The organism is Stecheria intestinalis, from assembly GCF_009696165.1.
In the GTDB taxonomy this organism is placed as follows: Bacteria; Bacillota_I; Bacilli_A; order Erysipelotrichales; family Erysipelotrichaceae; genus Bulleidia; species Bulleidia intestinalis.
This window is the reverse complement of sequence record NZ_VUMN01000011.1, coordinates 46,934-59,942: the sequence shown is the minus strand read 5'-3', so window position 1 is coordinate 59,942 and position 13,009 is coordinate 46,934. Positions and strand designations below refer to the sequence as shown.

The following is a 13,009-nucleotide window of genomic DNA, read 5'->3' as shown; positions in this document are numbered from 1 at the left end:
TCAGCCCTCATAGCTTTCCTTCGGGTACAGATATTCATAAACGACCAGCTTCACGCCGGAAAGATCTGCGGTATTCACTTCAAATGTCTGACCCTCGATCTTTCCGGAACCGGAAGTGATGTGAACTTCCCTGATCGAGGTGATCTCATTTCCGGAGGCGTCCTTCAGGAATTCTCCGGATGCAGAGTTATAAAGCTTCCCGACCAGCACATAGTCCTGATCCGTTTCAATCACGCCGTCATACCAGACGGTATCCGTGATCGTGATGTTGCTTCCGTCGGCCTTGGCAAGTCTTGTCCCGGTAGCCGTATTCAGTGCTTTCGAGCGAAGCTCAATGCCGTAGTTTGTGATCGTGCCGAGGTTCACCGGTTCTGCAATCGAGGAGTCCTTCGTGATCCGGAATTCCACATGCTGGAGCGTCTTTCCTTCATTGGTATCCGTGGATACTTCGGAAAGCGTGTAATTTCCATACGGAAGTGCAGCAAGATCATCATTCACTGCCGCTTCGCTTCCGTCTTCGCCAAGCCCGAACCAGATGCCCGCATCCGTCGTCACTTCGCCTTTTCCCTCGTTCTCTGCTTTCGGAGAAAGGCTGATCGTCTTTCCTGCATCGATCAGTTCGAGATACCGGTCGTTTGCATTCGTATTTCTCGAATGCGGCTCCGCAGTGGAGCTGAATTCTCCGTTGACTGAGGTGTAAAGCACATGCCGTTCGCCGGTCGTCTGATTCTTCAGCACCCAGAGCGTTTCGATGCCGGAGGACGTGTATGCATTGTTTTTCTTGAACAGGAAATCATTCCGCTTGATCGCATTCTTGAAGACCATCGTCTCATCGAGATACGTGTTTCCGCTCTTATGGATCAGAGTGCCGTTCCGTTCGGAAAGATCGCTCATCGGATTCGTCACGGTGTCGGAAGAAGTTCCGTCCTGCTTCACAAACGAAACGGTATTGGTCACTGCATGTCCGTCGGTAGGATCATAGGTCACATAGGTAAGAAGACTTCTTGCACGATCCGAGAGCGCCGTATTGAATTCAATGCCGTCTTTCGGAACTCCGGCACTGCCGAAGTCCGTGATGAGTCCGTTTACTTCTTCAGTCTGCGTATCCAGCGTGACCGGACCGTAGCTGTGCTCTCCGATCTGGAACGTGCGGGGCGTACCGTCGGTAAGAAGATACGCATCGTTTGCGGAGGTATTCTTCTCCTGCTCGCTCATCTTGATCGTTTCCGTCCCGGATTCTGAGACCGGTACTTCCTGGATCGTATAAGTGCCGTAAGGAAGATATCCGTCTGAGGTTTCTGCGGTATAGGCGCCAAGCGCATCGTTATAGGAAGTATAGATTCTCGTCACGACGCTTCCGGAAGGAATCTCCTTCAGCGTGTCATCATCATCCCTGATAAACACGGAATGCAGAGAGACATTCTTCACGTCGAATGCAATGCCATTCAGATTTGCGGTCTTTGCTTCATGCATGGATCCGCCGATCGCTTCGGAGGCGTTCAGCTCCTGATCGTACTTATAGACCCGGACATCTCCGCGGATCACCTGATCCTTCAGGAGATTTTCTGTTTCATCGAGTATCACTCCGTCTTCCCGGATTTCAAACTCCGTGCGCCATGCGCGGCTGATCAGATATCCGACAGGTGCCTGGGTCTCGATCGCATAGTAGCTTCCATACGGAAGTGCATCGCTCTCCGAAGAGCAGAATCCATCGGCATCCGTCACAAGATTCAAAGCGGCCTCCCCGGGCTTCACCCAGCTTCCGCGAACCATGACGGAATGATCAGATGCGTTATAGACCGTGATGACTGCGCCTTCCATCGTTCCATCTCCCTGCGGGACTTCGGAATCCGCTTCCCGATCGCGCTTCTGGAATTTCACGCCGCCGCGGACTACATCATCGAGCAAGAAATCTGAGGTAATCATTCCGTTCTCCGCATGGTCATAAACATAGTCATGGCCGGTCTCTCCTTCCGCCTCCGTCTTCTTCAGAACGTATCCTGCACCCGACAGGTTCACGGCATCATAGATCCTGCCGCTTTCCGTCACTGCAATCGTGACGTCCCAGCCTGCATTCAGCACATATCCTTCCGGTGCCTTTGTCTCATGAATCCGGTACTTCCCGTATGGAAGAGCATCCGAGGATGTTGCGGCATGACCTGCCTCATCCGTGACCAGCGTCATTACGGTACTCCCCGGAGCATACCAGACGCCGTTTACCAGAACCTCTTTTTCCGAGACATTGATGACTTCAAACTCCGCACCGGCAAGCGATGCATCGCCCTGCGGCGTGTTTCTCGCTTCTTCCGTCGGAGACACATAGCGCTCCGTGTCATATTTCGTCACTTCGATGCCGCCGCGGATCACCTGCTGAAGAACCGTGCCGCCGTTGGTTCCGGATCCGTCTGAGGAAGCATGATAGATTCTCTGATCCTCCCGGACCTCAAAATAAAAGGACCAGTCGGGATTCAGAAAATATCCTTCCGGCGCCTTCGTTTCCGTGATGAGGTAATCTCCCCATTTCAATAGATTCCCGTCGAGAGCTGTTCCGGTTCCTTCCGCCCGCCAGGTAAGCTTCGCTGGCTTTCCGGTTTCATCCGTCGTAAATCTTGCGACAGGCTGCTGATTCCGGGTGTTGATGATCGTGTATTCCGTCCCTGCAAGGGTCGCGCTTCCCTGTGCGTTTCCAGGATGAGAAGTGCGGATCCGATCTGCATCCTGCTTCAAAAGATCCACGCCTCCGCGGATCACCTGCATGGTGAGCTTTGCCCCGGAATACAGATGCGTCGCACTGCAGTCGCGTCCGGTTTCTTCTTCCGTGGAATCTCCTCCTGAAAGGGAACCCGGAAGAGAGAACGGCTGGTTGCCCGCCCCTGCGCTCAGCCTGGAGGCAGTCTTCGTCGTGGTGCGGAAGCTCACGCGGCAGGATCCGATCACCGTGCGGTCAGTTTGAATCTCAATTGAAATCCCGTCCGGCATCTCTTCGGCATCGGCACGGATCTTCACCTTGACGCTGTTCCCTTCGATCCAGGCGCTCACCGCGCTCTGATCACCGGTAGAAACGGTGATGCTGCGGATGTAGTAGCCGTCTTTCGAAAGATCCGTCGAAGAGTCCGTGTTTGCATAGGTGTAGGTTTCGCCAGGCGTATAAGGGTCCGTGGACGACGGGTTCAGCGCGACGGTGTGCTGCGTTACGGTGCCGCTGTAGCGGCTGTCCGGATAAGTCCAAGTCTCGGAACGATAGCTGACGCTGGTGCTGTAGTCCGGAACGTACGTCGCATCGTAGTCTGCGGTCAGAGACGGATCAAGACACCGGACGGATTCTCCGGTCGGCTTGTAATAGAACGTCGAGTTCGGATAGGTTCCGCTTACCGGATCATACGGTCCGACGCGGTTGACGCCGATGTTTCCTGATCCCGGCGGATTGACGCGCTTGGCAGTCAGGAACTGCTCATAGTCTCCGGAGTCATAAAGCGCTGTGTCTTCTTCGGAATGCTGGCTCCCGTCGGCATAGCGTACGGTCCGATAGCGGTACCAGTTTCCGCTGTCTTCCCATCCCGTATCTTCAAGGCCCGCTGCAAGGATTGCTGCTTCCGTTGCGGCGGCTTCTGAAGTGGACGAAGCAAGATACCAGTAGTCGACTGCATCGCCCCAGTTGGAGAACGGTGCTGCTGCAGCTGCATTTGTATTGCTTAACGGATACGCTGCGCCGACCGTATCGACGCATTCGAGATTTCCCGGGGCATACTCCGAAGCATCTGCACCTGCATTTCCTGCCGCCGCCACGACAATGATTCCGTCTGCACATGCGGAGGTCACCGCTTCCTTGAACGCTTCCGTACGCTTGGAGTCTTTGATGGAAGCAGAAAGGCTGATGATGTCCGCGCCGGCATTCTTTGCAAAGCGGACTGCGGCGGTCACGGAAGCAAGAGAGCCTCTGCCGTCATCGCCGAACGCCTTGATGGAAAGAATGTGGGCTTTCTCTCCCGCGGTGCCATGAATGATCTCAGCCATCGCAGTGCCGTGTCCGTTTGCGTCCTCATCCGGATCAGAAGTAAAGTTCACGGACATGTCTGCAAGATCGGCCCGGACGCCGGTGTCGATCAGGGCAACAAGAACCGGATCGTCCTCTGCGCTGCTGAGTTTGGAAACAGGAATCCGGGTGTCTTCTGAAGCGCGGGAGATGAAAGGAGAGCTGCCATACCCGCAGATCTCCATGACTTCGTCTTCCAGCACTCTTCCATCGGATCCAAGTGCCGCCTGGATTGCCGCTTCGGCTTTCAAACGGGCCTCTGTCGAATCAAAGACGAAGAGATATGTGCCGGAGTAACAGACTCCCTTCCCGAAATTCAGCACGGAAGAAAGATCCTGTCCGGTCGTCACCGTAAGCCTGAGCGAAGGATCATCGTCGAGCTCTGCGACTGCTGCGGCATATGCTTCGTCATCCTGCGGAACGACAAGGGAGAGACCTGAGGTGTTCTCTGTCTCTGCCGGGGTTTCTTCCGGCGTAACAGGCTCGATGTCTGCGCTGGCCGACGGAGCTGAGGTTTCTTCAGCGGATGCAGAAGAAGATGCTTCAGGCGACGATGCCGGCGTGCTCCCTGAATTTCCTGCGCTGTTTTCTGCGTCAGGGCTGACAGAGGAAGATGGTTCCGGACTGTTCTGCGCTTGTCCGGTTTCTTCTTCTGAAGCAGTGCCGGAAGCCTCTCCGGTTTCATTCATTTTCCCGGCTGATGGCGTTTCGCTGACGCCCGCAGGCTCTGCGCTGCTGATGCCTGCCGCCGGGGTTTCTGACGAGCTTGATGAAGCCCATGCGGTTTCTTCCGTGACTTCTGAGGAGGGTGATGGATCCGGCGTGCCTGCGGACCCCTCCGCCGAGGCCGGAAGCCAGGTTCCTGCAGCCAGCAGCATCGTAAGCGCCGCCGCAAGAGCCTTCTGTAATGTCTTTGACTTTCTCATGCTTTCCTTCCAGTTCCTTTCCTGTGCTGGGTCAATCATGCTATGAAAAAAGCGGTCTCCCGGAACGGACCGCCTTGAATCTTCTGGTATCTGATCTGAATCATACATGCATGTTTTGCAAATGTAAGTGCGAAATGATCTCTGCCTAATTTCCCTGGATGGTTTCGAGAACCGATTTCCCCTCCGCATTCAGAATATCCTCCAGAGATTCTCCGCTCAGCTTAAGCGTTCCAAGATCCACGGCATAGCTGCTCTGTCTGCTTTCTGCATCCGAAGACGTTACGATTGCATAGAGCTTTACCTCTGCCTTTGACGGATCAAGAGCAGATGCAGGGATATACACCGTCTTCCCATCCACATTCAGTTCCATCATCGTCGTGCTGTTCCTCAAAAGAACACAGTCTGACGAAAGAAGGACATCTCCTGCATGAAGCTCTGCAGACGCATACTTTCCGATGACGGAGCTCCTGCTGCTCCAGAGTACTGCGCTCCCTGAAGTGACGGATCCGGAAGCATCCACGGTGTCAGGAGCGCTGATTCTCTCCAGCTGATCCGCCGGCATCAGAGCACTGGTTAAATCGTCTTCCTGGATCGCCTCGCCTTTAGAGACATCCTTTGCAAGAGCGATCACATTCACGCTCGTGTTCAGGACTCCTGAAAGAGGATTCGGGATCACACCGGCAAGGATCAGAAGAAGAACCGCAGAGAAAGCCAGGGAGACGACAGTCAAGGTTTTCATCCGCCTGAGCGTTTTCAAGGTCCTGGAATCCTTGACGTCTGCATGNATGGCTTCCCCTGAAGACTCAGTTTTTTTCTGCCGCTGTCTATCCGCCTCCGCCGGAGCATCAAGTTCATGCCGATCTCCAGCTTCTTTGACCTCAGAATCACCTCCGTTCTCCACTGCAGCAGCATTCTGAACTGCAGCCGACTGATCATCGTCGGAGCGATTCGGTTCCGGGCTTCCTGCATTCACGCTCCTCTCTTTGGAAGTGGCCGGGTCAGAAACTGATGCCTGATCTTCTGACTGCGTCTGGTCCGACGTTGAGAGTTTTTCAGAGCTCTGAGTGCCCGTGGCCTCCGAGGTCCGATTCTGTTCTTCAGGCTTCTGCTCTGTCGGGACCGCTCGTTCAGAATCTACAGATGGTTCATCCGGATCCTCTTCTCTGAAACACATTCTGCATGCTTCATCAGACTCCTCCCTGCTCGGGATCATGAAATGCTTTCCGCGGGAAGACTCCGAAAGAAAGATGCTCAGCATCTTCCGATATGTCTCCGGCTCCATGTGAAACCTTGATCCCTCTTTCAGAAATACCGCATTTCCGTAATACACCGGAACATCATTCAGAAGCGTTCCATCCTTCAGCCTCGCTCTGCGGATGCGGCCGATGCAGGTTTTTCCTGCAATCAGCCGTTCAGTGCGTCCCGGATTCGGCTTTTCTGAATCAGCCGCTTCTGCTTTTGCGTTCAGCTCTGCATTCTGCCGTGTTTCCTTCATGCGTCCTCCGGAATGGCACGCTCAGAACGCTGCAGCGCTTTTCTTGCGTCATCATCCGCATTGACGACTGCCGTATAGATATGAAGCCCGCTGTAGTCAAAGGAATCATAGTAGGAAAGATCCAGATTGCTTACCGCATCATGGAGTCTTCCGCCTCTGATCAGGTCGCGCGCATTCAGAGAGTCCCTGGTAAGCTGCGCATTCTTCAGAAGGTTCTTTGCATTCCTGGAACTACAGGAATTTTCGAAGATTTGATATTCCTTGAGGTCGTAAATGAGAAAAATAGTATTTGGAACTTCGCTTTTCTTGATGCTTCGTAATAGATCTCCCATCTTTCGGATCTGTTTCATCCTCTGCCTCCTTCAACGTAAAAAGCGACCCCCAAACGGGATCGCTGTATCCGAGAGTATGTTCCCAACCAGGAAACTATTTTAAGTTTAACATGCTGTTTTTCGTAAGCAATACGGAAAACCGGACATATTCGGCTCCTCTCAGCAAGTGAAAGTCTTTTATCAACTTCCTAAATGATTCTTACAATAATAGTTATGGTTAAAAACTATTTTTCGGTACATTATGCTCTTAGTCTTTTGCAAGTTACTGTTCCAAATTTATGATCCTTCTTCGAGAGGTCTGATGAATCAATTGTTAATCAATGAATTCGTTCTTCAATCAACCTCATCATTCCCTGTTCTATCGCACGATCTTGTAGTCGGTTGAAGTTTTCCACATTTTCTCCACATCTTACGCTGAGCGCCTGGTGGAGGGCATTCCGTTCTTCCTTCCGAAAGCTCTGATAATCAATTCCATACTCCATGGTAACGCGCTTCATCCCATTTCCGCCGAAATAGATTTTGTACAACATGGGTACCATCCAGGCTTCTATTTCCGAAATGGACTGGATCACCCTTATTTCCCATTCCAGTAGATCATGGCAGAAGTTCCAGCAGTCTTCGTCGAGATCCTTTCGTTGCAGATTCACGAGTGAAAATCCCCCGTGGATTGCCCCAGATGATCCGATGTGCTCAAACGACGGCGATCGATAATCCGCAAGTCTTAGCTCATCCGCTGTGAGCCTGTCGCGAAACTCTTTCTCTGCTTTCTTCAGCGATGGATAAGCAGCGAGCAACTTTCTGGTGACCGCCACCGCATTCTGCTCATTCATCCTCACCAAGCACATCATTCAGATAAGCCTCCAAAAGTCTACGCAGATGTCGCTCACTGATCCCAGCTTCTGAAGCAATCTCCGCCTGCGTTTTCCGCTCGATCAGCCACTCGCGCGTTAATTGTTCCGCTTTTTCGCCATGCTTCAAACGGATCTGAGAAAGCGTTCGTTCCGTCATTGCGATGTTTTCCTCAAGCGCCTGCATCGCCATAGTCTGCCACTCCTGCTGGTGCTCCTCTTTCTTCAGCATGGCAAGCTCCCGCTGATAATTCCGGTACTGCCGTGCAACCCGTTCAAAGGCAACACGCTTCTTTCGGTTCATGAGCATCCCGCTCCATCCGGATGACGCAGGCAGTCATCAATGTTTTCTCTCGTGATTTCTCTCTGGAGCGTACAGCATTCCCGAACTGCCGCAGTCAGCTCTTCATCTGACCAATATGGCTTCAGAAACTCAAAGATTGCAATCAGTGCTTCTCTTCTGCAGCAAGCAGCCTCAGCGACCTCTGCAGCCTTTCCTGAGATATCTCTTGCTTCATCAATGGCCGGGACCGCAGACTTCCTGGTCCTCTCCAGCACAGTCTTCAGATATGCAATGCTTGTCACCGGATTCTGCACCGGATCATACGCCGGATTGTTCTCCCATGCCCGGATTGCTTTCAGCCCCTCCAGCACCCGATCCTTCCCGTATTCTCTCAGCATGCCTGCAAGCAGCGACTTCTCGTTTGCCTTCATCGGAAAATCCAGCGCGATGCTGTAGAGATACTGAAGATCCAGAACTCCATCATCCTCTTTTTCTTCTGGAGTTCTTATTTTCTTCTGTGCGTTCGGCGAAACATGGGCGGAGCCTGGGCGATTCATAGGCGGATCTTCATTTTCCGCATATTCATGCATGTTTTTAGCATTTGCTTCAGATTGTTCTGCATAGGCGGAACTTCGGCAGGACTCAGGCGGAAGTTGGGCGAATGTTTCCTTCAACTCATCCAGATAGCACTTCCGGAATTTCTTGATCCGGCTGTTCACTGTGATCACTGCATCCGGATGCTTCTTTGAAAGCTTCAGGATATGGTCAATCACTGTCCTTCGCGGCAAGCCGATCGCTTCCACGATTTCTCCATAAGTCATCACTTCCGCTTCTGAATATTCCGGGATCGAAAGGATGCCTCCTGCAATTGCCTTCTCCCGGAACCCTGCCGCGATCACTCTTCGATCGATTGCCTCCATCCAGTTGCCCAGCGGTCGAACGACCTCATCCGGACGCTCTGCATTATGAAGCGACGGCTCCGCAGGATCCCCGGTATAGCAGAATCCAGTGACGGCAAGATGCCCGAAGGAATTCTGATAGAGCAGGTGACACTGCTTCAGCGAATTCACGAGCATGTTCACCGTGGCAAGATCCGCACCTGCCGCATTCACGATCTGAACGAGATCCGAAGCAGAAAGATCTATCTCCTCTTCGCCGATCCGCTCCGTGAGCACGCCTCCGTTATTGGTGGTGTACAGCGCAAGCCGAATATAAAGATAAGCTGCCTGCATGCCGTAAACCGGAATCTGCAGCAGCTTCTGAAACTCCGCACATTTTACAATGTCGAGATAAACTTTGATGAACGGATAGGACTTCCGCCGGGATCCCTGCCGCTTCATCGCCTTCTCCTGTGCGCATTTCTATGTCCCAGCAGATGGCATGCAAGATAGAAGATGATGTCGGAAAATGTCTCATCCAGACGGTCATATACCGCTCGAAGCACCCCTTCCGGATCCTGATCCTCTTTCCCGAGGATCAGATAGTCCAGTGAAACTCCGAAATAAGCGCTGAGCACGACAGCCATCTCAACCGTGATCATGCATTCCCCGCGCTCCACTTTTCCGATCTGCGCCTTGGAATAGCTGATGTCCTTGGCAAGCTCATTCTGACTGATCTTCCGGATGGACCTCTCATTGCTGATCCGTTCCCCGATTTCCTTCTTCAGAATGCTGAATTCCGCATCATTCATAAAAATAGAATAAATCATCGCCTGCGATCCGAAGGTTCCGGCATATGACCCGACCGGTTCTGTCCGCGACTCATGTTTCCTCCTGAATCATTAATGTTCAGCACCTGTTCCCTGCAGGGTACACCTCACATGATTAATACGCAAAATAGGCTCCATATATGGGAACTATCTAGATACGGAGTCTATCTCTACGATGAAGCTGATGATTACCTATGACAAACTCTGGGACCTTCTGAAAGCTCGCGGTATCAGCCAGTATTCACTGATGAAGAATTACCAGATCTCGCGATCCCAGCTTAACCGAATCCATCATAATAATTACCTCAGCACCAAGACAATCAACACCCTCTGCGCAATTCTGAACTGCCAGCCCGGAGACATCATGGAATACCGACCTGATCCCTCCGACCTCGACTCCGTTCAGAAAGCTGCCAGGGAAAACCGATAGCAGATTCATCCGCATCTGACCAACAGCCGATCAAACGCTCGGCTGTTTTTTTCGTTAAGGAGGAATTCTATGCACGATCGACGCACCATGGCTGCTGTAGTGATCATACTGATCGAGAACACAGACCAGGACCACTGCATGCCCCGCCGAGAAATCGAACGGCGGCTTCTCGAGGATTACGAAATCAGCATCAGGAGAAAGACATTCGGACTCATCATCAGAGACATCCAGGAGTTCGGCTTCACGGTTGTCTATGATCCACATCGCCGAGGATATTACCTTGAGCGTTTCTTCCTCGATCAGGGAGAGATCATCCTGCTCTGCTCCATGATCCACTGTCTCGGCTTCATTAACATTCCGGAAAGCGAGCAGCTGATTCAGAAGCTCATGCGTCTGACAAGCCGCTACAAGAACAATGAGCTCCGGATGAACATCTTCCGGTCCAACGAAAGAAAAACGCTCCACCAGAATTTCATCATCCAGGTGGAGCTGCTCATGAATGCGATTGCAAAGAACAGGAAGGTCACGTTCGACTACTACCATTATGACTTCGACAAAGAGCTGCACCAGGCCAACACCACGATGATCATCGTGGAGCCGCGCTACATCACTTTTGCCAACTCAGAGTTTTATCTAGTCGTGACCGGGGGAAAACATCCAGGCCTCATGCATTATCGCTTGGACAGGATCGAAAACCTGCGGATGCTGGACATCCCATGCTCGCAGTTTGACTACACGGAAGATGCTGCGGGATACGCTGGAAACCAGCTGTTCATGTTCTCAGGCGAAAGGATCAGTGTGACATTTCTCTGTGAAAAGCGGATGCTCGACTATGTGATCGACCAATTTGGAAAAGAAGTACCCCTGTACAGGACGGATGATAATCATTTCGAATTCACCATTAGAGTTACGCGGATCGGGGCCATCCTTTTCTGTTCCAGGTTTCTGGATGAAATGACGATCATCTTTCCGGAGGATCTCAGAGATGAGATGCATGATCGTCTGGTTGCGGCAGCAAATCGTCATCTACTGGATATCTCAGAGTTTTGAAATAGAAGAAGTAGGAAGCACAATCTTCTTTTCTTTCCCTAATTATAAATCCACGGTGCAATTTAAACACGTTCGTATGATGATTTAGCGACCGGCTTGTACAATAGATCTGCCGTCAAACTTCGTCCATTCTTTTCTCCTGTTTGCAGAGCAGCCCAGGGACAAACAACCTGGGCTGAAAATTGACATCATACTAGAGGCATAACAGATCAGGTTCAATTCCTTTATCGTTTCAGCACTTGAAGACTTCATGCAAACCTCCAAATAAAAAGTCTGATGTCAGATTTTGAAGATGCTAGTCCGATGTCAGACTTTTTCCAATGGAAAGAATTGATAATTTCAGATCAGCATAAGAAGTCGCCTAAGCATTACTATTGAAAGTTCTTGCAGACTTCAAGCAGATTTGAGAACTGCTTAACAATTTCTTCTTCATCTGATTGTGGTCCCCAGCTGATACGTACTGAACTTTCAATCCGATCTACAGGGAGTCCCATCGCTGAGAGCACATAACTTGGATCATAGCTTTCAGAAGTACAAGCAGAGCCATTTGAAATACTGCAGAATTGCTTTGTTGACATCATCAAAGCCTCAGAAGAAACACCTAGAAAACAAATATTGATAGAAGTATTTACACAGTAATTCTGGTCTCCATTTATCAGATATTTAACGCCGGAATTGTTAAGAGTATCGAGAATACGATCTTTTATTTTCTTTGCTTTTTCATTATTCTTCTTATATTCTTTTTCAGCTATCTCGCAAGCTTTTCCCAATCCAGCAACCAAAGCAACAGGAATTGTTCCAGGCCTAATTCCTTTTTCCTGTTGTCCTCCGTACATGATTGCTGACACCGGCGGCAATTGGTAATTCTTTCTGCGAAGCACAAGAACTCCAACTCCCTGAGGGCCCATTAATTTATGGGCACTGAAAGAAAGCATGTCATATTCAAGTTCTTTCACTTCCTTGACGAGTTTCCCACAGCTCTGCGTCGCATCAATATGAAATAATACAGATTTTTCCGAAAGGAAATCTCCGAGCTCCTTAACCGGTTGAATAATTCCAGTCTCATTATTTACATGCATTACCGAAACAAGGAGTGTATCTGGGCGAATCCTTTTTTCTATCTCTGATGCTGACACCCTCCCGCTTGTATCGGGATTAATTATTTCAACATTAAAGCCTTCACTAGACATTGCTTTTACTGTATTTAGAACTGCATGATGTTCAATTCCAGTTGTAATGATATGCTTCTTATTGGTTTTTTCGGCATATTTCCGCAAGCCCTGAATTGCAATGTTATTACTTTCGGTTGCTCCGCTAGTAAAAAACACTTCATCCGGCTGAACGCCAAGTAGCGTTGCGACTTGCTTCCTTGCTGCTTCAACATCCTGCCGTGCATGATCTCCAAAGTCATGTGTCCGACTATCTGCATTGCCAATATCATTTTTATATACATCGATCATCCGATTCAGAACTCGCGGTTCAATTGGAGCCGAAGCATTATAATCCAGATAAACGCTCATTCTACTTTTTCTCCACAGCAAGACCGAGAAGATCATTCATACTTTTGATTAGGCCAGTCCCAGTCAAATGCTTTATTCCTCGATCAAGATTCAGCTTAAAATATTTATCTACTGTTTCATCATCTGTTGAAAGTCCCATCTGAATACACCATGCTTTAACAAGCGCATAATAAAGTTCATCATATTCACCAGCAAAGGTTTGCCAAGACATCTCAACATTACTATCTAAGGTAATGGGAATATCAGTAGGAATGCTTTTTTCAGAAAGAGAATAACATAGTGCCCACCTGCAAAGGATATTCCAGTTTTGTATACCTGTTTTCCCTTTTAGGCGAGAGATTTTCTCTTTTTCTTCATTTGACAATTTTATCTGTTTAATCATCT

General features: G+C 50.2%; 11 protein-coding genes. 2 read left to right on the top strand and 9 right to left on the bottom strand.

Annotation, left to right across the window (positions count from 1 at the left end):
• The 7 genes from FYJ51_RS06045 to FYJ51_RS06015 form a co-directional block, all read right to left on the bottom strand.
• Positions 1 to 4,959 (bottom strand): SpaA isopeptide-forming pilin-related protein, encoded by a 4,959-nt coding sequence (locus FYJ51_RS06045; protein WP_205946216.1) that lies wholly within the window; start codon positions 4,957 to 4,959, stop codon positions 1 to 3.
• A 145-nt stretch (positions 4,960 to 5,104) separates the two neighbouring features.
• Complete coding sequence (locus FYJ51_RS14000) at positions 5,105 to 5,698, bottom strand: SAF domain-containing protein (protein ID WP_456243039.1); 594 nt, start codon at positions 5,696 to 5,698, stop codon at positions 5,105 to 5,107.
• A gap of 752 nt (positions 5,699 to 6,450) precedes the next feature.
• On the bottom strand, positions 6,451 to 6,804 hold the full coding sequence (locus tag FYJ51_RS06035; RefSeq protein ID WP_154504237.1) for a hypothetical protein: 354 nt from the start codon (positions 6,802 to 6,804) through the stop codon (positions 6,451 to 6,453).
• 299 nt (positions 6,805 to 7,103) lie between these two features.
• Positions 7,104 to 7,616, bottom strand: coding sequence for a hypothetical protein (locus FYJ51_RS06030; protein WP_154504235.1), 513 nt, complete (start codon positions 7,614 to 7,616; stop codon positions 7,104 to 7,106).
• On the bottom strand, positions 7,609 to 7,938 hold the full coding sequence (locus FYJ51_RS06025; protein ID WP_154504233.1) for a hypothetical protein: 330 nt from the start codon (positions 7,936 to 7,938) through the stop codon (positions 7,609 to 7,611). Before FYJ51_RS06025 ends, FYJ51_RS06030 begins: the two co-directional genes overlap by 8 nt.
• Positions 7,935 to 9,257, bottom strand: a complete 1,323-nt coding sequence (locus FYJ51_RS06020; protein WP_154504231.1) for a hypothetical protein — start codon at positions 9,255 to 9,257, stop codon at positions 7,935 to 7,937. Before FYJ51_RS06020 ends, FYJ51_RS06025 begins: the two co-directional genes overlap by 4 nt.
• Positions 9,254 to 9,625, bottom strand: coding sequence for a helix-turn-helix domain-containing protein (locus FYJ51_RS06015; protein WP_154504229.1), 372 nt, complete (start codon positions 9,623 to 9,625; stop codon positions 9,254 to 9,256). The genes FYJ51_RS06020 and FYJ51_RS06015 overlap by 4 nt, the downstream gene beginning before the upstream one ends.
• 175 nt (positions 9,626 to 9,800) lie before the next feature.
• Here FYJ51_RS06015 and FYJ51_RS06010 point away from each other — a divergent pair, with 175 nt between their 5' ends.
• Both FYJ51_RS06010 and FYJ51_RS06005 read left to right on the top strand, forming a co-directional pair.
• Positions 9,801 to 10,055, top strand: coding sequence for a helix-turn-helix domain-containing protein (locus tag FYJ51_RS06010; protein WP_235897239.1), 255 nt, complete (start codon positions 9,801 to 9,803; stop codon positions 10,053 to 10,055).
• Positions 10,056 to 10,124: 69 nt separating this feature from the next.
• The gene (locus FYJ51_RS06005) at positions 10,125 to 11,105 is read left to right on the top strand and encodes a helix-turn-helix transcriptional regulator (protein ID WP_154504227.1); all 981 of its coding nucleotides are present in this window, start codon (positions 10,125 to 10,127) and stop codon (positions 11,103 to 11,105) included.
• Between the two features lie 371 nt (positions 11,106 to 11,476).
• Here the strand turns inward: FYJ51_RS06005 and FYJ51_RS06000 are convergent, their stop codons facing one another.
• Positions 11,477 to 12,625, bottom strand: a complete 1,149-nt coding sequence (locus FYJ51_RS06000) for a cysteine desulfurase family protein (RefSeq protein WP_154504225.1) — start codon at positions 12,623 to 12,625, stop codon at positions 11,477 to 11,479.
• 1 nt (position 12,626) lies between these two features.
• Positions 12,627 to 13,007 (bottom strand): DNA sulfur modification protein DndE, encoded by a 381-nt coding sequence (dndE, locus tag FYJ51_RS05995; protein WP_154504223.1) that lies wholly within the window; start codon positions 13,005 to 13,007, stop codon positions 12,627 to 12,629.
• Positions 13,008 to 13,009 lie beyond the last annotated feature (2 nt).

Coding starts and splice junctions, on each gene's coding strand:
- FYJ51_RS06045 (WP_205946216.1), bottom strand. CDS start 4,959: ATGAGAAAGTCAAAGACATTACAGAAGGCTCTTGCGGCGGCGCTTACG.
- FYJ51_RS14000 (WP_456243039.1), bottom strand. CDS start 5,698: ATGAAAACCTTGACTGTCGTCTCCCTGGCTTTCTCTGCGGTTCTTCTT.
- FYJ51_RS06035 (WP_154504237.1), bottom strand. CDS start 6,804: ATGAAACAGATCCGAAAGATGGGAGATCTATTACGAAGCATCAAGAAA.
- FYJ51_RS06030 (WP_154504235.1), bottom strand. CDS start 7,616: ATGAATGAGCAGAATGCGGTGGCGGTCACCAGAAAGTTGCTCGCTGCT.
- FYJ51_RS06025 (WP_154504233.1), bottom strand. CDS start 7,938: ATGAACCGAAAGAAGCGTGTTGCCTTTGAACGGGTTGCACGGCAGTAC.
- FYJ51_RS06020 (WP_154504231.1), bottom strand. CDS start 9,257: ATGAAGCGGCAGGGATCCCGGCGGAAGTCCTATCCGTTCATCAAAGTT.
- FYJ51_RS06015 (WP_154504229.1), bottom strand. CDS start 9,625: ATGATTTATTCTATTTTTATGAATGATGCGGAATTCAGCATTCTGAAG.
- FYJ51_RS06010 (WP_235897239.1), top strand. CDS start 9,801: ATGAAGCTGATGATTACCTATGACAAACTCTGGGACCTTCTGAAAGCT.
- FYJ51_RS06005 (WP_154504227.1), top strand. CDS start 10,125: ATGCACGATCGACGCACCATGGCTGCTGTAGTGATCATACTGATCGAG.
- FYJ51_RS06000 (WP_154504225.1), bottom strand. CDS start 12,625: ATGAGCGTTTATCTGGATTATAATGCTTCGGCTCCAATTGAACCGCGA.
- dndE (WP_154504223.1), bottom strand. CDS start 13,007: ATGATTAAACAGATAAAATTGTCAAATGAAGAAAAAGAGAAAATCTCT.